Origin of the sequence: Acidaminococcus sp. HCP3S3_G9_1, from assembly GCF_052122455.1 — a bacterium.
Lineage (GTDB): Bacteria > Bacillota > Negativicutes > Acidaminococcales > Acidaminococcaceae > Acidaminococcus.
In genome coordinates this window covers 1-26257 of record NZ_JBQKCH010000008.1, presented here as the reverse complement: position 1 = coordinate 26257, position 26257 = coordinate 1, and the positions used below count along the sequence as shown (strand labels likewise).

The window sequence follows — 26257 nt, the reverse complement described above, 5'->3', positions numbered from 1 at the left end:
CTGTGGATCAGTCTTTGATCACATGGGCTTTGGGATAAACCTTGGCCACTGCGTCTTTGATCTGTTTTTCGTCGGTCAGGTACGGCAGGGTGATCTGCCCGATGCCGTGACGGGTCTTGTTGAATTCCACAGCCGTTTCCATGGCGTGTTCGTTCCGTGCCCAGGACCGGCGGGCCACACCGCTGATTACATCCCAGCTCAGGGAGCTGCGGATGATTTCATCCACCCGGTGGCTGCCATCCAGCACCAGACCGAAGCCGCCGTTGATGGCTTTGCCGATGCCCACGCCGCCGCCGTTGTGGAGGGCGCACAGGCTCATGCCTCTGGCTGCGTTCCCGGCGAAGCACTGGACTGCCATGTCAGCCATTACATTGGAGCCGTCCTTGATGTTGGAGGTTTCCCGGAAGGGAGAGTCCGTACCGGATACGTCGTGATGGTCACGGCCCATCATGACAGGCCCGATTTCCCCGTTCCGGACCAGTTCGTTGAATTTCAGGGCGATGTTCACACGGCCTACTTCATCCTGGTACAGGATACGGGCCTGGGTGCCCACCACCAGTTTGTTCTTTTCTGCATCCCGGATCCAGTTGTAGTTGTCCCGATCCTGGTACCGGCGGTTCACGTCGATGCAGCTCATGGCCGCCATATCGGTCTTGTGCAGGTCTTCCGGTTTGCCGGACAGGCATACCCAGCGGAAGGGTCCGTAGCCGTAGTCGAACAGCTGGGGTCCCATGATGTCTTCCACGTAGGAGGGCCAGATGAACCCGTCTTTGTCGTCCACACCGTTCTTGGAGATTTCCTTTACCCCGGAATCAAACACGGCTTTCATGAAGGAGTTGCCGTAGTCGAAGAAGTACACGCCCCGGGCGGTGATCTTCTTCAGGGCTTCGAAGTGGGCATGGAGGGTCTTGTCCACCAGTTCCCGGAACTTGGCCGGATCTTCTGCCAGCATCTTGGTCCGTTCCTCAAAGGTCAGGCCCTGAGGGCAGTAGCCGCCGTTGTAGGCGTTGTGGCAGGAAGTCTGGTCGGAAACCAGGTCCACATGGATGTTGTGGTCCACAATGTATTCCAGCAGGTCAACGATGTTGCCGTGGTATGCGAAGGATTTGCCCTTCTTTTCCGCCATGGATTTCTGGGCCATGGCAATGACTTCCGGCAGGGAATCGGAAACTCCGGAGATCCAGCCCTGATCCAGGCGGGTCTTGATCCGGGAAGCATCCACTTCCGCCACAATGGCGGTGCAGTTGGCGATTTCCGCCGCTTTGCCCTGGGCACCGCTCATGCCGCCCAGGCCGGAGGTGACGAACAGCTTGCCGCCCAAGTCCCCGTCTTCCGGGATCCCCAGTTTCATGCGGCCGGCGTTCAGGATGGTGTTGAAGGTACCATGGACGATGCCCTGGGGCCCGATGTACATCCAGCCGCCGGCGGTCATCTGCCCATAGTTGGCCACGCCCATTTCTTCGGCGATTTCCCAGTCATGCTGGTTGTCGTATTCCCCGATCATCAGACCGTTGGTGATGATTACCCGGGGAGCTTCCGGTTTGGAATGGAACAGGCCCAGAGGATGGCCGGATTCCATGACCAGGGTCTGGTCCGGAGTGATTTCTTCCAGATACCGTTTGATCAGCAGGTACTGCATCCAGTCATGGCACACGCTGCCGGTTTCCCCGTAGGTGACCAGTTCGTAAGGATACAGAGCCACTTCAAAGTCCAGGTTGTTGTCGATCATCACCTGGAAGGCCTTGCCTTCGGTGCATTTGCCTTTGTATTCATCAATGGGTTTCCCGTAGATCCGGCCTTCCGGACGGAAACGGTAGCCGTAGATCCGGCCCCGGGTGGTCAGTTCTTCCAGGAATTCCGGGATCAGTTCTTCATGATATTCTTCCGGGATATAACGCAGGGCATTTTTCAGAGCAATTTCAGTCTGTGCCGGAGTCAGACGGAAGCCACGGTCCGGAGCCCGACGGATGCCTTCCTGGAAAGGTTTGGGTTTGGGCAGCCCGTTGGGGAATTCCAGTTTAATGGTCATGGCTTTTCCGATTTCTTCATTCTTCATCATGTAATACCACTCCTTTGCGTCATGCTTCGTGCAGGAATCTGATTTCTCGACTTCATGGCTCCATTGTAAAGAAGATTCATCTGAAAAACGTCGAAAGGAAGCGTCCATAACAAATAAATTTCAGTTTTTTCACCAGAAGTTTTTAGACGTTTTCACGGAATTCCGTCAAAAGAGAATCAAAAAAGGGGGTGTGAAAAATTCACACCCCCGGTCGCGGGCCGCGGCCAAAGAGGTTATTCCCCCCACACTTCCTGGGCGATGGAGCGGACCAGGGCCAGTTTGGCCCACTGCTGTTCTTCGGTCAGCTTGTTGCCGATTTCGCAGGAAGCGAAACCGCACTGGGGGCTGAGGCAGAGGTTTTCCAGGGGCACATATTGGACGGCTTCGCGGATCCGGGCGATCACCTGGGCCCGGTCTTCCAGTTCCGGACGCTTGGTGGTGATGAGTCCCAGCACCACCTTTTTCCCGGGGGCCACTTCCTTCAGGGGTTCGAAGTTCCCGGACCGTTCATCGTCGAATTCCAGGTAGAAGGCATCCACTTTTTCCTTCCCGAACAGCAGGGGAGCAATGGGACCGTAGCCGCCCCGGGCTGCCCAGGTGGAATGGTAGTTTCCCCGGCACACATGGGTGTTGATCACCAGGTCATCAGGCCGGCCTTCCAGGGCCAGGTTGTTCAGCCGCAGGTACTCCTCCGCCACCTGTTTCAGAGAAACCGCTCCCTTCTGCCGTTTGTTCCAGTATTCCGTATCACAGAACATGCCCCAGGTGCAGTCATCCAGCTGGATGTTCCGGCAGCCGGCTCCATACAGATCCCGGAACACCTGCCGGTAGGCGGCGGCAATGTCCTGGAGCAGTTCTTCCCGGTCCGGGTATACCGCGTCAGTGATTTTCCCGTTGTCTCCCCGGTACAGCTCCGCCAGCAGCTGAGCCGGAGCAGGCAGGGTCTGCCGGGCCAGGGTGTTTTCGTCCTCGAACCCTTTCACATATCTGAAATGGTCCACAAAGGGATGGTCCTTCCCGCTGATTTTTCCGGTGACGATGGCAGTGCCCCGGGCGGTCTCTTCTCCGTGGAACAGGTAGCCCTGTTCCAGCTCGATATGGGTGATGCCCTGGAAGCCCCAGAAAAAGTCCAGGTGCCAGTAGCTCCGCCGGAATTCCCCGTCAGTAATGGCATGGAGCCCGGCGGCCTTCTGCTTTTCAATGAGTTTGGCGATTTCCTCGTCCTCCACCTGCTTCAGGTCCAGGGCGGCGATCTCCCCCCGGGCAAACCGGGCCCGGGCCTCTTTCAGCCGGTCCGGCCGCAGGAAACTCCCAACAATATCAAAACGGAATGGTGCACGCAAAGTCATGATTAAAAACCCCTCTCTTTATTCCGAGCATTTTGCTCTGTTTTGTTTCTTCATGGGTCTTATTGTAGCGGATGGAGAGGCGTTTGTATAATGGATAAAAAGTTGGGGTTGGTATAGATAAAAAGAATAGCGGAAGCTTTTGCTCCCGCTATTCTTTGGCTCCATTCCCGTGCTCCCGGAAATAATGGGGGGAATCTCCCCACTTCCCGAATCCCACCGTGTCTCCCACTGACGCCACCCGGGCGGACAGGCAGTTCCGGCACTGGTCCGGGCTGTCTTCCACACAGGGTTTGTTGTCATAGAGCAGGTAGTCGGGACGGAATTTGGGCAGGGTCACAATGGGCATCAGGATGTTGGCCCCGGCCTTGAGCCCCAGTTCCCGTCCCAGGGGGTTCAGGGCCTGGAGGGCGGTGGTGGCTGCTATGTTCACGTCTTTCAGGAACAGCCGGGTCACGGCGATCATGTTCAGTCCCAGGATGAACCGGTGCTGCTGGGCTTCCGGGGTGTTTTCCCCGGCGGCCACCACCTGTTTCCCCAAAGGAGTGTTGTGGTGGACCACATAGGGCCCCATGCCGATCATGTCGATGTCCATGTCCCGGTAGAACAGGATGTCGTCCGCCAGGTCTTCCAGGGTCTGGCCGGGCAGGCCGATCATCACTCCGGTGCCCACCTGGTAGCCCAGGTCCCGGAGGATGTCCAGACAGTGCTTCCGCACCGTCCATTCATGGTGCCCGTCCTGAGGATGGAGGGTGGCATACAGAGCCGGATTGCTGGTTTCGATCCGCAGCAGATACCGGTGGGCCCCCGCTTCCTTCCAGCGCCGGTAGGTATCTTCCGTCTGTTCCCCCAGGCACAGGGTAAGCCCCAGTTTCCCGTCCCCCAGCTTCTTGATGTCCCGGATCAGGCTTTCCACATAAGCGATGAATTCCTCATCCTGCCGTTCACCGGACTGGAGGGTCAAGGACCCGTACTGGTTGTCCAGAGCCCACCGGGCCATGGCCAGGATGTCCTCCCGGGAGGTGTCGAACCGTTCCACTTCCTCATTGTCCCGGCGGATACCGCAGTAGAGGCAGTTTTTGATGCACCGGTTGGAAAATTCCAGAAGGCCCCGGTAATAGGCCACCCGGCCCACGGAAGCGCTTTTCACCGTATAGGCGGCGTCGTAGAGGGCCTTCCGGTCTTCCGGGTCGGTAAGGCCCAGCAGGGCAATCAGGTCTGCCCGATCCAGGTTGTCTTTGTGCAGCAGTGTTTGGAGATCCATACAATTCCTTTCTTTACTCTTCCTTCTCTTTGATCAGGCCCCGCTTCTTTTTGCTGGCATACACGAAATAGTAGGGCAGGATCACCAGACAGCCCCCCAGACCCCAGATCAGCTGCATGGTCTTGGCATTGGACAGCATCCACAGGCTGGTAAGGATAGCAATCACGGGAATGGTGATGCCTCCGGGGATCTTGTAGGTCCGGGGACGGTCCGCCCATTTCTTCCGGAACACGATCACCGCCAGACAGGTGGGCAGGTACTGGGTGAACCGGGATACGGCGCTGATGGCCGCCAGGGTGGTGAAGCTGCCGCTCCAGGCCAGAGCAATGCTCAGCACCGCAATGACGATACTGGCCACATAAGGAGTCCCCCAGGGCGTCCGTTTGGCCAGCACTTCCGGCAGCATCCCGTCTTCCGACAAAGAGGTGCAGGCCCGGGGGGCAATGAAGGCTTCCGCCATATTGATGCCTCCCATGGAGAACAGGGTGCCCACCAGGATGATGTAGGATCCCACCGGACCCACCACCCGTCCGAAAGCGGTCTGGATGGGTGCCTTGTCCGCAGCCAGGTCCGGCCCCAGGATGCCGATGGAAATGGCCACCACCAGCATGTAGATCACCGTCACCAGCACCATGGTCAGGATGATGCCCCGGGGCAGGTTCTTCTTGGGGTCCTTGTAGTCTTCCGCTCCCACTGCAATGGCTTCAAAGCCCGTAAAGGCAAAGAACATGGTAATGGCGGCGTTGGCAAAAGCCCCGTCTTCCAGATGGGCCGGTACAAAGGGGGTGAAATTGCTGCCGTTGAGGAAGAAGATCCCCAGGGCGATGAACAGCACCAGGGGCACCAGTTTGGATACTGTCAGGATGTTGTTCAGATATTTGGAAGCCTTGACCCCTGCAATGTTCAGGGCGCTGAGGCCCCCGATCAGCACGGCTGCAATGATGTCCTTGGCCCCGTCCCCGGAAAGAGCCGGGAAAGCGGCTCCCAGGGCGGTGGCGAATCCTACGGCCATGGCGGCCCAGGCGATGATGGTCACCACCAGTTTCAGCACTCCGATCTCATAACCCCAGAAATCTCCGAAGGCCGCCTTGGCGTACAGATAGGGTCCCCCGTTCCGGGAAAAGAACCCGGCGGCTTCGGCAAAACACAGAGCCAGGGCCCCGGCCAGGAAGGCGTCGAACAGCAGGATCCCCAGGGAGGCCGGCCCCATCAGGGCATAGGCCCGGTTGGGCAAAAGGAAGATCCCGGTACCGATAATGGCGTTGATGCCCAGCAGCACAATGCTGAACAGTCCGAATTTCTCTTTTTTCTCTGTCATGTTATGCGTGTCCTCCTTTGGCGGCTGCGATGAAATCAGCGAAAATGGCTTTGGCCTGGGCATTGTTGATGGACATCATTTCCGGATGGAACTGATAAGCCATAAGATAGCCCTCACCGGTCCCTTCCATGATCTCCACAGTGCCGTCCTTGGCCCGTCCGGTGACGGCAAGGCCCCGGCCCACCTGGTGCACTGTCTGGTGATGGTGGGTATTGGTGACCCATTCCGTCCGGCCCAGGATTTTGGCAGCCCGGCTGCCGGCCTGGATTTCCACCGTATGGGTGGGAGTGGCCGGATCCTGGTTCTGGGAATGCTTCACAAAGGAGTTCTTGTCCAGGGACAGGTCCTGATACAGGGTCCCCCCGTGGCTCACGTTGATGATCTGGCAGCCCCGGCAGATGCCCATTACCGGGATCCCCCGCTTTTCCGCTTCCCTAAGGAGCAGCAGGTCGAATTTGTCCCGGGCCGGCCACACCGGACCGATCTGCCGGCAGGGTTCCTCTCCGTACAGGAGGGGATACACATCGTGGCCGCCGCTGAGCACCAGCCCGTCCACCCGGCTCATGATTTCCCGGGCGGCTTCCTCATCTTCCGTAAAGGGCACCAGGATAGCCACCCCGCCGGCTTCGTTCACCGAACGGATGTAGTCATCATTCACATAGGAGCGGTGGTACCCGGCAAAAACGCCGTGGTCATCCACCATATGGCTTCCGGAAACACCGATCAAAGGTCTTGTCATGCTGCATCTCTTCTTTCTGTAGTTGTTTTGTTTTTTACTGTTGTTTATTGTTTATGGAACAGCTGGTTGGCATAGCTGACGCTGGCCACTGCATTGGCCCCGTAGAAATCCGCGCCGATGGTCCGGGCGTATTCCTCGGTCATTACGGCACCTCCCACCATCACCCGGCACTCCGGCAGGGTCCGGCGGATCTGGCGGATGGTCTCTTCCATGGCTCCCACGGTAGTGGTCATCAGGGCACTGAGCCCCACTAGTCTGGCATTATGGTCCCGGGCGGCTTTCACCACTTCTTCCGGCGGCACATCCTTCCCCAGGTCGATGACCTGATAACCGTAGTTTTCCAGGAGCACCTTCACGATGTTTTTGCCGATGTCGTGGATATCCCCCTTCACCGTGCAGACCACAATGGGTTCTCCTTTTTCCGTGCTGGCTCCGGTGGCAATGGACTGCTTCAGGATCTCGAACCCGGCCTTGGCCGCATCGGCACTGACCAGCAGCTGGGGCAGGAACAGCTTTTTCTTTTCGAACAGATCCCCTACGATGTTAAGGCCAGGGATCATGGATTCATTGATGATGTCCAGGGCGGGTTTGCCTTCTGCCAACTGTTTCCGGACCCCGTTTTCCACCTGGCTGATGAGCCCTTTCACAATGGCTTCTTCCAGGGGATATTCCTTCTGGGCCCCTTTGGCCGCCGGTTTGCCGCTGCCCTGGGATTTGGCCACGGCCACCATCTGAGGGGCGTCGGCAAAGTATTCCACATACTTCTTGCAGCCTTCATCCTTGCCGCTGAGGGCCCCGTAGGCAATGTAGGCGCCCATCATGGCGCCGCTGTTGGGATTGATGATCCCGGCGGACAGCCCCGCTTCCATGGCCAGGGCGAAGAAGGCGCTGTTCACCGCATCCCGGCTGGGAAGCCCGAAGGAAATGTTGGACACCCCCATGACCGTCTTGATGTGCCGGGCCTTCAGCTGCCGGATCACCTCCAGGTCGATCTGGGCGTTCTGTCCTCCGGTACTGATGGTCATGGCCAGAGGATCCATCACCATATCCTTGGCAGGGATCCCGTATTTCCCGGCTTCCGTGATTACTTTGTCCGCCACTTTCAGACGGCCTTCCGGGCTGTCCGCAATGCCTCCCTCATCCAGGCACAGGCCCACCAGAGCCGCCCCGTATTTTTTGGCCAGAGGCAGGACCTTCTCCATGTTTTCCGCCTTGCCGTTGACGGAGTTCAGCAGAGGACGGCCGTTGTACACCCGGAGCCCCCGTTCCATGGCTTCGATGTTGGAGGTGTCGATCTGGAGGGGAACAGAGGTAATGGACTGGAGGGTGAGGATCACCTTTTCGATGAGAGCCGGTTCATCCACCCCCGGCACCCCCACGTTCACATCCAGCACCTGGGCTCCCTTGTCCAGCTGTTCCAGGGCCAGTTGGCACACATAGTCCATGTTCTGGGCCTTCAGAGCCTCTTTCAGCCGGGGTTTTCCCGTGGGATTGATCCGTTCTCCGATGATCACCGGCATCCCTTCAAAATCCACCGCCGTGCCGTAGCCGGCAATGGCACAGGGAGCTCCGGAACGGGGAGCCGGCAGGGGAATGTCCCGGCAGGCCGCAATGAGCCGGGCAATGTGGTCCGGGGTGGTGCCGCAGCAGCCCCCCAGCACGGAAACCCCCGCTTCTGCAAAAGGCACCATGAGCGGTGCGTACCCGGCCGCATCGATGTGGAACACGGTCTTTCCGTCCTTCTGGACCGGCAGCCCCGCATTGGGGTTGGCCACCAGAGGGATGTCCACCGCCTTAAGGGCCCGGGACACCAGCTTCACCAGAGTGTCAGGTCCCTGGCCGCAGTTGAAGCCCACAGCCGCGGCTCCCAGGGCTTCCGCCATGACAAAGGCCGTGGTCACATCCGCCCCGTTCAGCAGCTTCCCATCTTCATCAAAGGTGAAGGTGCACACAATGGGCAGATCGGAGTTCTCCTTGGCCGCCAGGATGGCCGCCTTGGCTTCATAGCTGTCGCTCATGGTCTCGATGAGGATCAGGTCCGCTCCGGCGGCAGCCCCGGCCTTCACCTGGGCGGCGTACAGAGAGACCGCTTCCTCAAAGGGCAGGTCCCCGAAGGGCTGGAGCAGTTTCCCGGTAGGGCCCAGGTCCAGGGCCACGAACCCTTCCCGTCCTTCTGCGGCAAAGGCCGCCCGGGCATTTTCCACCCCGGTCCGGACCAGTTCTTCCACTTCCGGCTGGCCGTGGGCGGCACCGAACTTCAGGCCGTTGGCCCCGAAGGTGTTGGTTTTCAGGATATCCACCCCAGCCCGTACATAGGCCTGATGGATGGCCCGGACCTTCTCCGGATGGTGCAGGTTCCAGGTTTCCGGCAGTTCTCCCGGCTTCAGGCCGGCTTCCTGGAGCATGGTGCCCATGGCTCCGTCAAAAAACAGCCGTTTGGTATGCAGTGCTTCTGTAAAATTCATAGTTCCTCCTGACGAAAAGGACAGTCCACATTGCCGCAGGCAGCACATTTGCTTTTCTTCCCGCAGCGGCTTGCTTCCGGTCCCGCCGGTTTTTTCCCGCTCCGGTCGATGCCGATGACGGCGGTGACGCTTTTGGTGGGTGCCATGATGCCTCCGGCAGTCAGGGTGAGGCCGATGGTCTTGGGACAGTTCAGGAGACGGAAGATCTTCTGCTGTTCCGTCAGGTCCCAGTCCCCGTACCCCGGGGAAAACCGGCTCCGGTACTGCCAGGTATCCGGCAGATCCTGCTTCCACAGGACTTCCTGCTGATCCAGGTAACTTTCGATCAGGGAAGCAGCCACCGCCTGAGCCGCCGCCCCTTCGGCAATGCTCCGGATGCTGATCCGGCGCAGGGCCGTATCCACCCGGGCCCCCAGGGTAGCCCCGAACAGCAGCAGGGTGTCACAGCCCTCCAGGTGCCGGGCCAGACCGGAGCTGACAAATTCCGTTCCTTCTTCCAGGATCACCCGGCCCTTTTCCCGGTCCGTTCCCTGGAGCACCCGGCAGCTCCACTGCTGGATCACATTCCGGGGCTGGACTTCGTTCCGGAGCTGGAGAAAGGCACGGTCCACCGTCACTTTCGCCTGTTCATCCCCCGGCCGGGCCCCGAAATACCGGAGGGCTTCTTTTTCATCAAACTGGATCCGCAGGTTTCCCATACTGGTTCCCCTTTCAGCAGCGGATGATTTCCGACAGGTTGCTGCGGATGCCTCCGATGATGTCCGGCTTGTTCATGGTGTAGATGTGGATGTTGGTGAAGCCGTTGGCGATCAGATCCACGATCTGGCCGATGGCATAGGCCATCCCCGCCTGTTTCAGAGCCGCCGGATGGTCTGCGAACCGTTCCGCCATGGCCCGCAGAGGCGCCGGCACCGGGGTACCGCTGAGGGTGAAGATCTTTTCGATCTGCTTCAGGTTGGTCACCGGCATGATCCCGGCCACCACCGGCACGTTGATTCCCTTGGCCAGCATCCGGTACATGAAATTGTAGAACATGCTGTTGTCAAAGAACATCTGGGTCACCAGGAAATCACACCCGGCTTCCACCTTCATCTTGGTGTGTTCCAGGTCATCATCCAGGCCGGCTGCTTCCGGATGGCCTTCCGGATAGGTGGCCCCGCCTACGCAGAAATCCCCGTAGCTTTTGATCTTTTTCACCAGGTCGCTGGCATGGGCATAGTCCCCCAGAGGATGTTCCTGTCCCTGGGGCAGATCCCCCCGGAGAGCCAGCACGTTCTGGACATTGGCGGCCTTCAGCTGGTCCAGGACCCCTTCGATTTTCTGTTCATCGGCCCCCACACAGGTGAGATGGGCCAGGGCCGGCACCCCGCACCGTTCGATTTCAGACACCAGGGCCACGCTTTTGCCTACGGCAGTCCCGCCGGCACCGTAGGTAACGCTCATGTAGTCCACCCCCTGGATGGCAATGGTCCGGACGATTTCCTGGGCATGTTCCAGTTCACTGCCTTTTTTGGGTGGGAACAGCTCACAGGAGACGCAAACCTTCGGACTCTTTAAAAGATCTATTATTTTCAAAAAAGGTACCCCCTCACGCTGAAACAAAAGTATATCGTTTCATTTTAACGCAGGAGGTACCCAAAAAGCAAAGTTTTTTTCAGTTTTCAGCAACTGTCAGCCGGATCCCGGTGAACCTGCATTACAGTGACGCAGCAGGGGAGCAGGGGATTTATGCTTTTTTCACGTTTTCCCGTAAAATGGACAGTCCTTTTTCCAGCCGTCCCATGTCCTGTTCTGTGGACAGGGCCACCCGGAGATAAGCCTGCATTTCCCGCTTCCCGCACAGGAACCGGTCTGAATGGTAGACCCGGATTCCCTGCTGCTGGAAGGCCTGTTCCACTTCCGCTCCTCCCCGGGTATCCGGTATGGGCAGCCACCGGTAGAAGCTGAGGGGATGGCCCTGACCCTCCAGTTCCGGGAAATACCGGAAGAACAGCCGGTTCCGTTCCGCCGCCAGTTCCTGTTTCTTCTTCACCATGGCATTGGCGGTGCCGGTAAGGATCAGTTCCGTAATGATTTCCCCGTCCAAGGAGGATGTTTTCACATTCACATTGAAGAGAGCCTGGAGCAGGGCCTCCCGGAACCGGTCCGGATACACCAGGTAGGCCACCCGCAGACCGGCACAGAGGGGTTTGGAAGTGCCGCTTACATAGACGCTCTGTTCCGGCACCAGCCGGGCCAGGGGCCCTGCATAATCGGCCACGGTGCCGGCGGTGAAGAAGGCATGGATGTCGTCTTCCAGGAGGATCAGCTGTTCCCGGCGGATTACCTGGGCCAGGGCCTGTTTCCGCCGCTCCGAAATCATCCGGGTGGTAGGGTTGCAGCAGCTGGGCATCAGGAAGACTCCCTTCAGGGCATTCAGCCGGTGCTGCCGCTCCAACAGGTCCGCCCGCATCCCTTCCTCATCGCTGCCGATGGCCACCAGCTGGAGATGATGGAGCCGGGCCAGTTCGATGAAATTGGCATAGGTGTAGGTATCCACCCCGATCCGGTCCCCCGGATCGAACAGGGCCAGCAGGCTCATGGCCAGTCCGTTCTGGGTGCCGGACACCAGCATCAGATGGTCCGGATCCGTTTCCACCCCTATGTTCTTCAGCCAGTTTACCCCGGCCGCCTTCTGGTGGACCATACCGGTGGGAGAGGCATAATCCAGCAGCTGGGGGAACTGTTTCCGGCCGGCAATGTCCCGGGTGATCTCCCGGACCTGGTCCGTGAACACCTGAAAGGGGTTCTCGAACCCCAGGTCGATAAGGGCGGACCGGGGACGTTCTGTGGAAATGGTCACGGACCGGGCGGCGCTGGAGGCTACAAAGGTACCGCTGCCGGTCACCGCCTGGAGCAGCCCCTTCAGCTCGCACAGCTTGTAAGCCCGGGTGACGGTGGTAAAATTGATTCCCAGGAACCGGGCCAGTTCCCGCTGGGGCGGCAGCCGGGTGCCGGGAGCCAGGCAGCCGGAGGCAATGTCCTCCTTCAGCTGCCGGGCCAGGGACAGGTATACCGGCCGGGTAAGCTTGGCCCGGTCCGGTTTCCAGGACAGAGGGTAGTTGTAGAATCCGTTGATGGCCATAGGGACCTCCTGTAATTGTATTCCATACAATTATATGAAATATTGTATGGAGCATCAAGGGAATTTTCAGGATTTGTTTCCTATTTTAAAGAGCAATCGAAAAAATTCTCCGGTATGCCGTGAAGATTCCCTGTCAAAAAATTTTGTAATCCATACAATTTAGTCATTGATTGTACGGATTTTTAATGGTATGCTTGTGTTGCAAATGATACGAATTGGAGGTTATATCCGTGAAGCAAAGTACTGTTCCCTTCTCCCAGCCCTATGCTGTCCTGGTTCCCCAGCTGTCCCGTGACCGGCGGATCCAGGCCCTGCGCTGCGCCTTTCCCCACACCCTGCCCATCTTTGCCGGGTTCCTGTTCCTGGGACTCACCTACGGTGTCTACATGCATGCCGCCGGTTTTCCCTTCTGGTACCCCATGTTCATGAGCCTCCTGATTTTTTCCGGTTCCGTGGAATTTGTCCTGGTGAACCTGATGGTGGGAGTCTTCGATCCGGCCCAGGTCTTTCTGGTAAGCCTGATGATCAATGCCCGGCATCTTTTCTACGGGATCTCCATGCTGGACCGGTACAAAGGCACCGGCTGGAAAAAGCTGTACCTGATCTTCGGCCTCTGTGATGAGACCTTTTCCATCAACTACACCGCCCGGATCCCGGAGAACGTGGACCGGGGCTGGTTCATGTTCTTCATCACCTTCCTGAACCACATGTACTGGTTCCTGGGAGCCACCCTGGGAGGTCTGTTCGGAGGCTGCATCCGGTTCAACACCCAGGGTCTGGGCTTTGTGCTCACCGCCATGTTCGTGGTGATTTTCCTGGAACAGTGGCTGAAGGAAAAAAGCCATGTAAGCTCCCTGTTGGGACTGGGGATCTCCCTGGTGATGCTGAACCTGGCCGGTCCCAAGCACTTTATCCTGCCGGCCCTGGGCGCCATCCTGTCCCTTTTGCTGCTGCTCCAGGAGAACCTGGAGAAGAAAGGAGCCCGGCCATGAGTTTTCTCCAGCATCTTGCCATCCTGGTGCTGGCCGTAATCAGCACCCAGCTCACCCGTTTCCTGCCCTTCCTTCTGTTCCCGGCAGGGAAACCCACCCCGGCCCGGGTCCGCTACCTGGGCACGGTGCTGCCTTCAGCGGTGTTCGGCCTGCTGGTGATCTACTGTCTCAAGGATGTGTCCTTCACCACCGGCACCCACGGTCTCCCGGAACTGACCGGCATCGCCGTAGTGGTGCTCCTCCACCTGTGGAAGCGCCAGTTCCTGCTGTCCATGGCAGGGGGAACGCTGTGGTATATGGTGATGGTGCAGATGGGGGCCTTCACCTGAATGAAGGCCCCCATCGTGGTCAATTGTCAATGGTCAATGGCCCAATGACAAAATTTGCAAGCAAATTTTTAATTAACATTTAAAAATATAATCGCTGCTATATCAGACACAATATGGATTTTGCATAATAAAAGAACCCGTCCACTCAGGCGGGTTCTTTCCTTTAGCCATTGACATTTGACCATTGACCATTGACAGACCAACTTTATTCCGCCTTAAACAGCGGCAGATTGGCCAGTACGGTAATGTCCTTCCGGCCGATGGAATCTCCTTCGGCCAGGATGGCCATTTTTCCGTTCAGGGTGCCCCCGGCTTTGGCCACCAGTTCTTCCAGAGCCTTCATGGAGCCTCCGGTGCTGATCACGTCGTCCACCAGCGTCACCTTGTGGCCCCGGACCCGTTCAATGTCCTCATCCTGGAGGCAGAGCATCTGCTTGCCCTGGGTGGTGATGGATTCGTCCTCCACCACCAGAGGATGTTCCATATAGGCCTTGATGGATTTCCGGGCCACAATGTACCGGGGCATCCCCAGGATCCGGGCCATGGCCTGGACCAGGGGGATTCCCTTGGTTTCCGCCGCCATCAGGATATCTGTATCCGCCGGAACCTTTTTGGCCAGTTCCGCTGCGGTCTTTTCCACGATTTCCGTATCCCCCAGGATCACGAACCCGGCAATAGCCAGGGAATCCGAAATATTGATTACCGGCAGGGACCGTTTCACCCCTGCCACTTCCAGTTCATAATACCGTTTTGCCACCTTGGCACCCTCCCCGTTTTTTTCCTGCATTTTCCATTTATCCACAGGCTGGATGGCCGTTTTTTCCCGGTTTTCCCCCTGTCAGGACAATGTTATCCACATTATCCACAACACAAATGTTCATAAGTGGATAACTCTGTGTATAACTTACAGATCGTTGGTCATCCGGGGCGGCATGCTCCATTCCACCAGCACTCCGGTATTCACCCACAGACGGGTCAGGGCCTGCTGGCAGTCCTGCCAGCTGCGGCTGGGATCCACGGTCACTTCTCCGAAATGGTAGGTGCATTCATCCGTAGGGACCTGGAGTTTCCGGGGGCCCTGGAGAAAATCCCGCACTTTCTGGGCTGCTGCTTCCTCATCTGGGATAAAGACTGTCATCTCATGGGTTTCTTCGTTGTAATCCAAATATCCGTAATGTCCATTATAGTTTAAGGTAACACTTTGCACTGCCATTTCTCGCACCGCACCTCTCTTTATGATAAGTCATTATATCACAAAAGAGGGCTCTCCGTCATTCTTCCTTGCGGACCATGGGCTTCAGCCGCTGTTCCATGGGCATGGATTTTTTCGGGGCATGGGATTTGGCCCGGTCCATCATGGCCGCCTGGACGCTGATCCGCTTCCGGCCGTGAGGATAGGCCCGGCGCCAGGTACCGTTGGCCAGCATCACATGGGCCCCCACATTGTCCTTCAGGCACAGATCCAGGAATTCCTTCACCCGGTCGATGTGAGCCTTCCGTTCCACCGGGAACAGCAGTTCCACCCGGTCGTTCAGGTTCCGGGGCATCATGTCCGCACTGGACAGGTACAGTTCCTCACTGCCGTTGTTGGCAAAATAATACACCCGGCTGTGTTCCAGGAAGCGGCCGATAATGGACCGTACGGTGATGTTCTCGCTGACGCCCTTGATTCCCGGCCGCAGGCCGCAGATCCCCCGGACAATCAGGTCGATCTTCACCCCGGCCTGGGAGGCTTCGTAGAACTTCCGGATCACCGGCTGGTCGATCAGGGAATTCATCTTGGCGGCGATGTACCCGGTGCCCCCGTTCTTCACATGGGCGATTTCCCGGTCCACCAGTTCATAGATCTTTTCCCGGAGCCCGATGGGCGCCATCACCAGCTTGTTGAACACCGGCGGTTCCGAATAACCGCTGAGCACGTTGAAGAAGGCGGAGGCATCCTGGCCATACTGGTCGTTGGCGGTCAGCAGCCCCAGGTCCGTATAGAGCTTGGCGGTCTTGTCGTTGTAGTTCCCGGTGCCCAGGTGCACATACCGTTTGATCCCGTCCTCTTCCTTCCGGACGATCAGGATGATCTTGGAATGGGTCTTCAGGCCCATGAGCCCGTAAATCACGTGGCAGCCGGCTTTTTCCAGCCGCCGGGCCCAGACGATGTTGTTCTCTTCGTCGAACCGGGCCTTCAGTTCCACCAGGGCAGTGACCTGCTTGCCGTTTTCCGCCGCCCGGGCCAGCGCCGCCACCAGGGGAGAATTGCCGCTGACCCGGTACAGGGTCTGTTTGATGGCCAGCACCTGGGGATCGTCCGCCGCCTGGGCCACCAGCTTTACAATGGGATCGAAGCTTTCATAGGGATGGTGGAGCAGGATGTCATGTTCCCGGATTTTTCCGAACAGGTCGTCATAATCCGGCAGCTCTTCCGGCTGCTGCCCGGTGTAGGGAGTGAATTTCCACTGGTCCATCCCCGGCTGGTCGATGAACCTGTTCAGGAAGGTCAGGTCCAGAGGTCCCTGGATCTCATACACATCCCGGGGTTCCAGATCCAGGTTCTTTACCAGGAAATCCTTCAGGTACTTGTCGTCGGTGGCGTTGATTTCCAGCCGCACCGCAGCCCCCCGTTTCCGTTTCCGCAGGGACCGTTCGATTTCCTTCATCAGGTCCTGGGTGGCGTCTTCCTCCACTTCCAGGTCGCTGTCCCGGGTGATCCGGAAGAGCACCATGTCCACAATGGTGAGTCCCTTGAACAGATCCTGGCAGTGTTCCATGATCAGGTCTTCCAGGAACACATAGGCCCGTTCCCCTTCCTTCCCCACCAGGGAAATGAACCGGGGCAGCACGGAAGGCACCTGGACGAAAGCGATTTTCTGTTCCCCCTTCTGGTCCCGGAGTTCCACCGCGATATTCAGGGACTTGTTGGCCAGGAAGGGAAAGGGCCGGGCCGCATCCACCGCCATGGGAGTCAGCACCGGGAAGACCATTTCCTGGTAGTAGTTTTCCAGTTCCCGGCGCTGGTCTTCAGTCACATCCTTCACCCGGAAGAACCGGATGGCATATTTCTCCAGCTCATTGATCAGAGCGAAGAAATACCGGTACTTCAGTTTCATCTGGTTGTGGGCGGAAAGGGCAATGTTCCGGAGCTGGTCCTCCACATTCATCCCGGCAGCATCCACATGGTCCATCCCGGCGGCTTTCTGTTCGATCAGGCCGGCCACCCGGACCATGAAGAATTCGTCCAGGTTGGAGGCGGAAATGGCCACGAACCGAAGCCGTTCCAAAAGGGGCAGGTTCCGCACCCCCGCTTCCCGCAGCACCCGCAGGTTGAACTTCAGCCAGCTCAGTTCCCGGTTCACGTAATACTCAGGTTTGTTCAGATCGATTTTCATCATTTTTCCTCTGCTTTCTCTAAAACCGGCCGCAGGCCGAAGACTTCCTCAAAGAAACTCCCCCGTTTGCTGAAAGTCCATTCCTCCAGAGCCAGGTTTTCCCGGCTCTTGGCCCGGACCCGCAGTTCGTTTCCCCGGATCACCACTTTGCAGTCCCGGATCTTCTGCCGGCCGCTGATGTCCAGGGAATCCGCCAGCCGGAGGATGCCGGCCAGCTTGGCCACCAGAGGCGGGATCCCGCTGCCGAAATCCTTGGGTTCGCTGCCCTCCAGTTCCGGCCGGTCCAGAGTGTACAGGTAGGAAATCTGGGCAATGGTGTGGCACTGTTCCACGCTGAAGCCCAACAGATCCGCGCTGTCGATCAAATAGTAGTTGTACCGGTCATAGGTCCGCATGGAGGCGTATTTCCCGATATTGTGCAGGTAGGCCGCCGCCCGGAGGAGGCTCTTGTCCTCCTGGTCCAGGCCCTGGGACGGCGCCAGGGCGTCAAAGAGCACGCAGCACATGTTTTCCACCCAGGCCGCATGGGGAGCGTCGTAGTGGAACCGGTTTCCGATGTTCCGGACCAGGCTCATCTGGATGTCCAGCATTTCTTCCAGGAACTGCTGATCCAGCTGCCGGGCAATGTAGAGGATCTTCATCCCGTCCACGAACCGGTCCACCGGCATAAGGATCTGCTGGGCCCGGGACATTTCCATCAGCAGCTGGCACAGGGTAATGGCTGGCAGGGCCACTTCCGTTTCTTCCGGGGTCAGGCTGAACAGCTTCTCCAGCTGGCTTTCTTTCAGATGGTGTACCCGGTGGTAGAAGGCTTTCACTTCATCCGCCGTTAAGGAAACATTTTCCTTCCGGGTCCGTTTCTTCCCGAACAGGTCCAGGAGCACCTGGCTTTCCGTACCAGTGAGCACCAGCATGCTGATGGTCTCGTTTTCCAGTTCTTCCGCCACCACGCCAATCCGGTCCTGGAGATATTCCTTCAGGGCCTGTTCAAAATGGATGCTGGACCGTTCATTCCGGGTAAACTGTTCCTTCAGCCGGACCAGCCCTACATGGAGGTTCTGCTGGAACTTCACTTCCCGGTCTTTCACATAGGTAAGACCCAGACCTCCGGAGGAAATGTCCGCCAGCAGCACCCCTTCCCGGGGCAGGGGCATTTTCCCATGGGTCTCCATGGTCCGCAGCAGGGACGCCATCTTGGTGTAGATTTCCCGGGACATGTTCACCACTTCGATCTGGAAGCCGGTCTTCACCAGCACCTGGTCCAGGAAATACTGCTGGTTCTCCGCTTCCCGGACAGCGGTAGTGGCCTGGAGGATATAGGATTTCACCCCGTACTCCCGCATCACCTGCCGGTACCCTTTCAGGATCTCCACAATCTGCAGCATGGTCCCAAAGGAGATCTTCCGGGTCTGGAAGGTTTCTTCCCCCAAACGGACCTTGCTGCGCAGCTCTGTAATGATCCGTATGTCATCCAGACCGGTGTATTCAATCAGCTGCATGGTGATGTTCTCTGAACCCAGATGGATCACCGCTGCTGACCGCAACTTTTTCTTAGCCATAAGTTCCTCCTTGCTTTGGGTATAACCCGGTTTGTCCTACCCTCTGTGTATCAATCGTGTTATACTATTTTTAGTTTAACACTTCTATTATAAGAAAAAAACAGTGTTCGCGGAGTATAGTTTTTTTATATACACGTGTGGATCGGGGGATTTTATGAAACGCATTGCCATTATCGACGTGGGGTCCAACTCGGCCCGTCTGGTGATCATGGAGATCCATGCTTCCAACGCCTGCAACCTGGTGTACAACCAGAAGGACCCGCTGCGGCTGGCCCTGAAAACGGACCGGAAAGGGTATCTGACGGAGGAAGCCTTCACTGCCACCACCAACTGTCTGAAGAATTTCGCCTCCATGTGCCGGATCTTCCACGCAGACGAAATCATCGCCGTGGCCACCGCCGCCATCCGGAACGCTCCCAACGGGGCCCGGCTGGCCAAGGCTGCTTCCCAGGCTTCCGGGATCAACCTGGAGATCATCTCCGGGAAAACCGAAGCCTATCTCAGCTATCTGGGCGTGATCAACACCATCGACGTAAAAGATGCGGTGATCTTCGACCTGGGGGGTGCTTCCACGGAAGTGATCCTGGTCCGGGACCGGAAGCTGGTGGACAGTGTCAGCCTGCCCATCGGCTGCGTGAACCTGACCAAGACCTTCAAGCTGAACAACACGGTGGATCCGGCCGCCCTGAACAAAATGCGCCGGGCCATCAACGACCAGATGCAGAAGGTTCCCTGGATTGCCGGCTGCGGCCTGCCTCTGGTAGGGGTGGGAGGCACCGCCCGTTCCGTAGGGAAGATCGAACAGAAACGGGCCAAATACTTCACCTCCAAACTCCACAATTACCAGTTCACCATCCAGGACTTCAAAGAATGGTACAAGACCCTGCCGGGCACTACCCTGGCCACCCGGCGGCGGATCCCCGGCCTGTCCAATGACCGGGCGGATGTGATCATTGCCGGTTCCTCCATCATCAAGGCCCTGGCAGACCGGAGCAAGGCCCGGAAGATGATTGTTTCCGGCTGCGGGCTCCGGGAAGGGCTGTTCTCCCAATACCTCCACGAACACACGGAACTGCCCCTCATTACCCCCAACATCCTGGAAACCGCCCGGGAAAACATGATCCATCTCTATTCCCCGGACGAAGACCACTGCCGGCTGGTGGCCAAATACGCCCTCCAGCTGTTCCAGGGCTGGCAGTCCCTCCACAAGCTGGAGCCGGCCCGGTGGGAACCTTTGCTGGAAACCGCCGCCCTGCTTCATGACATTGGCATCACCATCAACTACTACAACCACACCCGGCACAGCGGCTACCTGATCGAAAACGGCAAACTGTTCGGGCTGAACCATCTGGATGTGGTGTACACCGCCATCCTGGCCGCCTGGCACCACGGGGTGAACCGGGGCTATCTCCGGAACCGGCCTTACCGGAAGCTGATCCCGGAAATCGACATGAAACGGCTGAGCAACGCCGCTCTGCTCCTGGCCCTGGCGGAATGTCTGGATTACACCCAGACCGGGGCCATTGAAACCATCGAACCTGCCATCCTGAACGGAGGCGCTGTGCTCACCATCACCGCCACCCGGGCCCCCTCCGTAGAGCTCCAGCAGCTCCAGGCCATGACCAAGTGGTTCCGGAAGAACCTGGGATGTTCGCTGACGGTAGTTGTGAAGGAAATAGGATAAAAAAACGGGGCTGTTGCAAGAGCAACAGCCCCGTTGACAGAAATAGGGGGACTGCTTTGCAGTCCCCCTATTTCTGATGCTCATGGATCACGTCCAGGAAACTGGCGAAATCCATGGTCCTTTTTTTCAGCAGTACATCCACCCGCAGCTTCAGCAGGGGATGCTGGCTCATGTCCCTGGCTCTCAGCAGGGCCAGCCGCATCCGGGGTGACCAGTTCTTGTCCGGCCAGCTGTCCAGTACCCCCAGGGCCGTGCCCCGGCAGGAATCGTAAATGGAGGTCAGGGCCTTTTCCAGCAGGTCCTCCCCTTCCCCGGGATGTTCCTCCAGAGCCTGGAGCAGGGGCTCCATCACGTATTCCTCCTGAAGATACTCGTCTGCATGTTCCCGGGCGAACTTCATCACCCGGTTGAACCGCCGTTTATCCTGGGTATCCAGCAGGAACGGGTACAGCTCCGTCCGCCGGGGATCCTTCTTCAGCAGGTTCCACAATTCCCGGTGGATGTCCAGATCCAGGGCATAGGCCATATGGACCACGATCAGGTTCACCCGGCCGTCCGGTTCCAGCAGATTGGCCCTGATCTGGGGCAGCCAGTCCTGGGAGAACACCAGGGTTTCCAGCTCGCTGATCAGGATATGGCACTGGTTCATGGTCAGGTAATCCCAGCATTCATCCTCCACCATGGTCCGGAGCCCTTCCGCCATATTGATGAGGGCCGCTCCGTCCATCAGGTCGGTATGGTATTCCTGGGCATGCTTCAGGAACTTTTCCATTACCGAAAACAGGTCGATCACCGGCATCTTGTCATCTTCCGGTGCCTCCAGCTGCTGGAATCCCAACAGGAAGGCCAGGTAGTTCAGCAGGATATGGCTGATCCCCTGGAACTGGGGATGTTCCAGATGGGGTTCCGACAGAAGAGCCGGGATATTCACCCGGGAAAAGATCATCAGGGACACTGCCGGATAATCGATGGTCAGATCGCAGCCGTGGACCACCAGCCAGGCCTGGTCTTCCGGAGCAGCGAAATCATAGGCCTGCATGGCGCACAGCTTGCCCCAGCCGGAAGTGTGCTGGAGCATGTCCCACAAATCCTTCTGCTCCATCTGGTGGCTCAGTTCCAGCGCGTAGATCACAAAGCTGGTGAATTCCTCACACCGGGACAGGATCATCAGATCCTGTTTCAGCTGCCAGTTCACTGTCAAATCCTGCTCGTTGAGCATGTACAGACCGCAGATTACAATGGCCAGCTTCACCGTTTCCCGGCTGGAGGCTTCATACAGCCATTCCCGGGCCAGTTCCCACAAAGGCTGGGGAATCCGTTCCTCACTGAGGGCATCCACCAGGGATTCGTAGTAAAGGATGCAGGGGGTGGAAGAAATCCCCATGTACAGCATGGTGGCATTTTCCGGGGTGGGATCTTCCGCATAGGCCCGAAGCACCTGGTAAATCTGGTCCCCTACCGGATTGGCCGCCTCTTCCGCCTGGCTGTTGCTGGCCAGATAGGCGTCGGCAGCACCAGGTTCCAGCAGCACATCGCTGTCCCCGGCCACCACCGCCCGGTCCTCCAGATTCTCCCGGGTAAAGAACCCGTCCTCATCCAGATTGCTTTTGATATAGTCAAAAATGCTTTTTCCCTGTTTCCAGGGTTTCGTGCGTGTTTCCATTTTTCTCATCCTGTTTCTCAAAGTTGTAGCATGATGCAGAGAACTCATTATAACATAGAAAAGAGGCTGTTGCACGTTTTGTGCAGCAGCCTCTTTTGTCCGCCGTCAAGCTTGAGGAGCATCGGTCGTTTCTGGAACGACGGATACTTCCACCGTCTCCGTTTCTTCCTGTTTCATGGTCCCGTGGAGAATGGCCATGAATTCGTCTCCGGTGATGGTTTCTTTCTTCAGCAGGTACTGAGCCAGTTCGTCCATTTTTTCCCGATGGGCTTCCAGGATCTCCCGGGCCTCTTTGTGAGCCTTCTTCACCACGGCGAACACCGCCTCGTCGATCCGGGCGGCCGTTTCCGGAGCACAGGCCAGGGAGGTATCCCCGCCCAGGTAGGCATTGTTCACTGTTTCCAGAGCCACCATGTCGAATTCATCGGTCATACCGAACCGGGTAATCATGGCCCGGGCCAGCTTGGTGGCCTGTTCAATGTCGTTTGAGGCACCGCTGGTTACCAGGTTGAACACCACTTCTTCCGCAGACCGTCCCCCGGTCAGGGTCACGATCTTGTTGTACAGTTCTTCCCGGCTCATGAGCACCTTTTCCTGGGTATCCACCTGCATGGTGTACCCCAGGGCCCCGGAGGTCCGGGGGATAATGGTAATCTTGTGGACCGGTGCCGAATCCTTCTGGCTGGCCGCCACCAGGGCATGGCCGATTTCGTGGTAGGCAATGACCTTCTTCTCTTCCGGAGAAATCACCGCACCCTTTCTCTGGGCCCCGGCAATGACCACTTCCACGCTCTCCTCCAGGTCTTCCTGGATCACTTCCGAACGGCCCATCCGTACCGCCCGGAGGGCAGCTTCGTTGACGATGTTGGCCAGTTCCGCCCCGGAGGCACCGCTGGTAGCCAGGGCGATGGTATGGAAGTCCACCTGGGGATCCATCTTCACATCATGGGAATGGACCTTCAGGATGGCTTCCCTTCCCTGAAGATCCGGCAGTTCCACCGGCACCCGCCGGTCGAACCGGCCCGGACGGAGCAGTGCCTTATCCAGCACTTCCGGCCGGTTGGTGGCCGCCAGGATGATGACCCCTTTGCTGCCGTCAAACCCGTCCATTTCAGACAGCAGCTGGTTCAGGGTCTGTTCCCGTTCGTCGTTGCTGCCGAAGGATCCGTTGTCCCGTTTTTTGCCGATGGCGTCGATTTCATCGATGAACACAATACAGGGTGCCTTTTCCTGGGCCTGTTTGAACAGATCCCGGACCCGGGCAGCCCCCATGCCCACGAACATTTCAATGAACTCAGAACCGGAGATAGAGAAGAAGGGCACCTTGGCTTCCCCGGCTACAGCCTTGGCCAGCAGGGTTTTCCCGGTGCCGGGAGGCCCCACCAGCAGCACCCCTTTGGGCATCACAGCCCCGATGGCTTTGTATTTGGAAGGGTTGTGCAGGTAATTGACGATTTCCTGGAGGGCTTCCTTGGCTTCATCCTGACCGGCCACATCCTTGAATGTCTTGCCGGTCTGGGCGGCAATGTACACCTTGGCATTGCTTTTGCCGAAACTCATCATGTTGCCCCCGCCCAATTTAGGCCCCAGGTACCGCATGATCAGCTGGCCGATTACCATAAACAGCAGGAAGGGCAGGATCCAGTTGTTGAAGAAGGACATAATGGGAGATTCCTGTTTGGGGATTACCTGGGAGAATTCCACCTTGGCCTTTACCAGCCGGCTGACCAGTTCCGGGTCATCCACCCGTCCCGTTACGTAAATCTGTTCCTTTCCATCCTGATTGCACAAAAGGGCAATCCGATCCTTGGTGATTTCCACCTTGGTGGCTTTTCCCTCATCCACCATGTTCAGGAAATTGGTATAGCTGACCTCATGGACTTTCGGCTGAAAGAACATGGGACTGATGACCGTATTGATAATCAGGATCAGCAAAATGGCTGCGATGTAATACAGTCTGACTCTCTTCGACTGCTTGTCCGGATTTTTGTCATCCATGATATTTTCATCCTTTCCGCAGGGGTTCTGCATGCTTTTCTATTGATTATAGCACAAACCATTGTGAAAAATAACAGAACTTGATTTTCCGTTTAATTTTCTGAGAGTTCTGTACCATTGTCCATTATTTACAGACATTTTTGTCTTTTTACCTTTCTTTTTTATTTACTTTTTGTTAAAATAGTCATAGTATTCAGTCCGTTATGCTTTTTGACCGTACCCAACCTGCACCGTTTTATTTCACTCAAAAGGAGGCACCATCCATGTCCAACGCAACCCAGAAGAAAAATCCCCAGGAAATCGGAGGTTTCCTGAGAGGGGTGGAAATCATCGGCAACAAACTGCCCCACCCTGCGATCCTTTTCTTCATTCTCTCCCTGATTGTCGTCGTCATTTCCCATTTTGCCGCATCCCAGGGCCTGACCGTCACCTATTTTGACGCCAGGGCCAAGGCGGAAGTCACCAAAAAAGCCGTCTCTCTGCTGAACGCGGAAGGGCTCCGGTACATGTTCGACACCGCCACCAAAAACTACACCGGATTCGCTCCTCTGGGCACCGTTCTGGTGGCCATGCTGGGGGTAGGGGTAGCCGAATGGTCCGGCCTGTTCAACACCTCCCTGAAAAAACTGCTGATGAATGCCAACCCCAAATTTCTCACCCCCATTGTGGTGTTCGCCGGGGTTATGTCCAACATCGCCTCTGATGCCGGATACGTGATCGTAGTCCCCATCGGAGCCATGATCTTCGCCATGGCAGGACGCCATCCCCTGGCCGGCATGGCCGCCGCCTTCGCCGGGGTATCCGGAGGCTTCTCCGCCAACCTGCTGATCGGAACCACCGATCCCCTGCTCACCGGGATCACCAACCAGGCCCTGATCGCCGCCGGCATTGACATGGTCCTGGATCCCACCTGCAACTGGTACTTCCTGGCCGCCTCCACGGTGCTGCTGACCATTGTAGGCACCTTTGTCACCGACAAAATCGTGGAAAAGAACCTGGGCACTTACACTGGAATCTACAAATCGGACAACCAGCCCATCACCCCTCTGGAAAACAAAGCCCTGAACTGGGCCACCCTGGCACTGCTGGTTTATGTGGCCCTGATGGCGGTGCTCATGTTCCCGGAAAACGCCGTATTCCGCACCCTGGAAAAAGCCACCGGGGAGTACACCCTGAAAGCCTTCATGCACAACGGCCTGATTCCCGCCATCCTGCTTCTGTTCCTGATTCCAGGCCTGGTGTACGGAAAGATTGTGGGAAAGATCAACACTTCCCATGACCTGGTGGCCGCCATGACCGCCGCCATGAAATCCCTCAGCGGATACATGGTTCTGGCCTTCTTCGCTTCCCAGTTCATCGCCTACTTCGGCAAGACCAACCTGGGGCTTATCGTTTCCTTCAAGGGAGCCGATGCCCTGGAAGCCGCCGGCCTTACCGGTCTGCCTCTCATTATCCTGTTCATCTTTCTGTCCGCCTTCCTGAACCTGTTCATGGGATCCGCCTCTGCCAAATGGGCCATTATGGCGCCCATCTTCGTGCCCATGATGTACCGGCTGGGCCTGTCCCCGGCTCTTACCCAGGTAGCCTACCGGATCGGGGACTCCTCCACCAACATCATCACCCCTCTCATGAGCTATTTCGCCATGATTGTGGTGTTCATGCAGAAGTACAAGGAAGACGCCGGACTGGGAACCCTGATCTCCATGATGCTCCCCTATTCCATCACCTTCCTGATCACCTGGAGCCTGCTCATGAGCGTCTGGATCCTCCTGGGCCTGCCTGTAGGGCCGGGAGCCGGACTGTTCCTGTAAGAAAGTGCATAACGGACGTAACAGAGGGTCTGCTGCGGATGCAGCAGACCCTCTGTTGGTCAAAGGCATAAACCCGCCGAATGGCGAGTTTCTTCGATTCAGGACGCAGCCGGTGCTGCTAACCCACCACCCATGCTGTGCATGGATACCCCCGCCCTTGAAAAGGGCGGATAACAGGCACGCGGGCAGTGCCCTTGTGCCTGAAAGCAAGGGCGTAAGCCCCAGCGTATATCCGCCCTTTTCAAGGGCGGGGGACCGTTGCGCCTGTGCAATGGTGGTGAGTTAGCAGCCCACAGGCTGCGTTTCCCTTCGGAGAAACCCACCAGGAGCAGGTTTCCTCCATTTTTTTATTTAAAAGAACCCGTCAGCCACGGGTTCTTTCCAACGGCCAGTGACCAGTGACCGTTGACCAGTGACAAAAAAAATTCCGCATCCATCAGATGCGGAATTTTCCTAACCGGCAGCTCCCTATCCTCCCGGACCGTTTCCAGTCGAGTACTTTCGGCGTATAAGGGCTTAACTGCTG

At 57.5% G+C, this 26257-nt stretch carries 19 protein-coding genes; 4 read left to right on the top strand and 15 right to left on the bottom strand.

Annotation, left to right across the window (positions count from 1 at the left end; translation table 11 throughout):
* Positions 1-7 precede the first annotated feature (7 nt).
* The 9 genes from ACTQY1_RS06295 to ACTQY1_RS06255 form a co-directional block, all read right to left on the bottom strand.
* Positions 8-2056 (bottom strand): urocanate hydratase, encoded by a 2049-nt coding sequence (locus ACTQY1_RS06295; RefSeq protein WP_370834549.1) that lies wholly within the window; start codon positions 2054-2056, stop codon positions 8-10.
* A 236-nt stretch (positions 2057-2292) separates the two neighbouring features.
* Positions 2293-3408 carry a 5-methyltetrahydropteroyltriglutamate--homocysteine S-methyltransferase gene (locus ACTQY1_RS06290; protein WP_022487701.1) on the bottom strand — a complete coding sequence of 372 codons (1116 nt, stop codon included), beginning with the start codon at positions 3406-3408 and terminating at the stop codon, positions 2293-2295.
* 148 nt (positions 3409-3556) lie between these two features.
* Positions 3557-4669, bottom strand: coding sequence for a [FeFe] hydrogenase H-cluster radical SAM maturase HydE (gene hydE, locus ACTQY1_RS06285; protein WP_441368913.1), 1113 nt, complete (start codon positions 4667-4669; stop codon positions 3557-3559).
* Positions 4670-4682: 13 nt separating this feature from the next.
* Complete coding sequence (locus ACTQY1_RS06280) at positions 4683-5987, bottom strand: APC family permease (RefSeq protein ID WP_022487703.1); 1305 nt, start codon at positions 5985-5987, stop codon at positions 4683-4685.
* A gap of 1 nt (position 5988) precedes the next feature.
* The gene (locus ACTQY1_RS06275) at positions 5989-6726 is read right to left on the bottom strand and encodes a gamma-glutamyl-gamma-aminobutyrate hydrolase family protein (protein ID WP_022487704.1); all 738 of its coding nucleotides are present in this window, start codon (positions 6724-6726) and stop codon (positions 5989-5991) included.
* Positions 6727-6770: 44 nt separating this feature from the next.
* Positions 6771-9191 (bottom strand): homocysteine S-methyltransferase family protein, encoded by a 2421-nt coding sequence (locus tag ACTQY1_RS06270; protein ID WP_441368914.1) that lies wholly within the window; start codon positions 9189-9191, stop codon positions 6771-6773.
* Positions 9188-9889 (bottom strand): vitamin B12 dependent-methionine synthase activation domain-containing protein, encoded by a 702-nt coding sequence (locus ACTQY1_RS06265; protein WP_022487706.1) that lies wholly within the window; start codon positions 9887-9889, stop codon positions 9188-9190. Before ACTQY1_RS06265 ends, ACTQY1_RS06270 begins: the two co-directional genes overlap by 4 nt.
* Positions 9890-9902: 13 nt before the next feature.
* A complete protein-coding gene (locus tag ACTQY1_RS06260; protein WP_022487707.1) occupies positions 9903-10766 on the bottom strand; it encodes a methylenetetrahydrofolate reductase in 864 nt (287 codons plus the stop codon).
* A gap of 151 nt (positions 10767-10917) precedes the next feature.
* Positions 10918-12315, bottom strand: a complete 1398-nt coding sequence (locus ACTQY1_RS06255; RefSeq protein ID WP_022487708.1) for an aminotransferase-like domain-containing protein — start codon at positions 12313-12315, stop codon at positions 10918-10920.
* 224 nt (positions 12316-12539) lie between these two features.
* On the opposite strand from ACTQY1_RS06255, the gene ACTQY1_RS06250 reads away from it, so the two are divergent.
* Both ACTQY1_RS06250 and ACTQY1_RS06245 read left to right on the top strand, forming a co-directional pair.
* On the top strand, positions 12540-13307 hold the full coding sequence (locus ACTQY1_RS06250) for an AzlC family ABC transporter permease (protein WP_374047554.1): 768 nt from the start codon (positions 12540-12542) through the stop codon (positions 13305-13307).
* On the top strand, positions 13304-13636 hold the full coding sequence (locus ACTQY1_RS06245; RefSeq protein WP_022487710.1) for a branched-chain amino acid transporter permease: 333 nt from the start codon (positions 13304-13306) through the stop codon (positions 13634-13636). The genes ACTQY1_RS06250 and ACTQY1_RS06245 overlap by 4 nt, the downstream gene beginning before the upstream one ends.
* 205 nt (positions 13637-13841) lie before the next feature.
* On the opposite strand, the gene ACTQY1_RS06240 is transcribed toward ACTQY1_RS06245, so the two are convergent.
* The 4 genes from ACTQY1_RS06240 to ACTQY1_RS06225 form a co-directional block, all read right to left on the bottom strand.
* Entirely contained in the window at positions 13842-14393 is a 552-nt protein-coding gene (locus ACTQY1_RS06240) for a phosphoribosyltransferase family protein (RefSeq protein ID WP_279127995.1), read from the bottom strand.
* Positions 14394-14540: 147 nt separating this feature from the next.
* Positions 14541-14774: a hypothetical protein gene (locus ACTQY1_RS06235; protein ID WP_229778420.1), complete on the bottom strand. Its 234-nt coding sequence runs from the start codon at positions 14772-14774 to the stop codon at positions 14541-14543.
* Positions 14775-14907: 133 nt separating this feature from the next.
* Positions 14908-17016, bottom strand: coding sequence for an RNA degradosome polyphosphate kinase (locus tag ACTQY1_RS06230; protein ID WP_154487872.1), 2109 nt, complete (start codon positions 17014-17016; stop codon positions 14908-14910).
* Complete coding sequence (locus tag ACTQY1_RS06225) at positions 17016-18575, bottom strand: Ppx/GppA phosphatase family protein (protein WP_154487857.1); 1560 nt, start codon at positions 18573-18575, stop codon at positions 17016-17018. Before ACTQY1_RS06225 ends, ACTQY1_RS06230 begins: the two co-directional genes overlap by 1 nt.
* 154 nt (positions 18576-18729) lie before the next feature.
* On the opposite strand from ACTQY1_RS06225, the gene ACTQY1_RS06220 reads away from it, so the two are divergent.
* The gene (locus tag ACTQY1_RS06220; protein ID WP_154487858.1) at positions 18730-20259 is read left to right on the top strand and encodes a Ppx/GppA phosphatase family protein; all 1530 of its coding nucleotides are present in this window, start codon (positions 18730-18732) and stop codon (positions 20257-20259) included.
* 67 nt (positions 20260-20326) lie between these two features.
* Here the strand turns inward: ACTQY1_RS06220 and ACTQY1_RS06215 are convergent, their stop codons facing one another.
* Together ACTQY1_RS06215 and ftsH are read right to left on the bottom strand one after the other, a co-directional pair.
* On the bottom strand, positions 20327-21922 hold the full coding sequence (locus ACTQY1_RS06215) for a hypothetical protein (protein WP_154487859.1): 1596 nt from the start codon (positions 21920-21922) through the stop codon (positions 20327-20329).
* A 105-nt stretch (positions 21923-22027) separates the two neighbouring features.
* On the bottom strand, positions 22028-23920 hold the full coding sequence (gene ftsH / locus ACTQY1_RS06210; protein WP_022487717.1) for an ATP-dependent zinc metalloprotease FtsH: 1893 nt from the start codon (positions 23918-23920) through the stop codon (positions 22028-22030).
* Positions 23921-24183: 263 nt separating this feature from the next.
* On the opposite strand from ftsH, the gene ACTQY1_RS06205 reads away from it, so the two are divergent.
* A complete protein-coding gene (locus tag ACTQY1_RS06205; RefSeq protein WP_288310902.1) occupies positions 24184-25731 on the top strand; it encodes an AbgT family transporter in 1548 nt (515 codons plus the stop codon).
* The last annotated feature ends 526 nt before the right edge of the window (positions 25732-26257 follow it).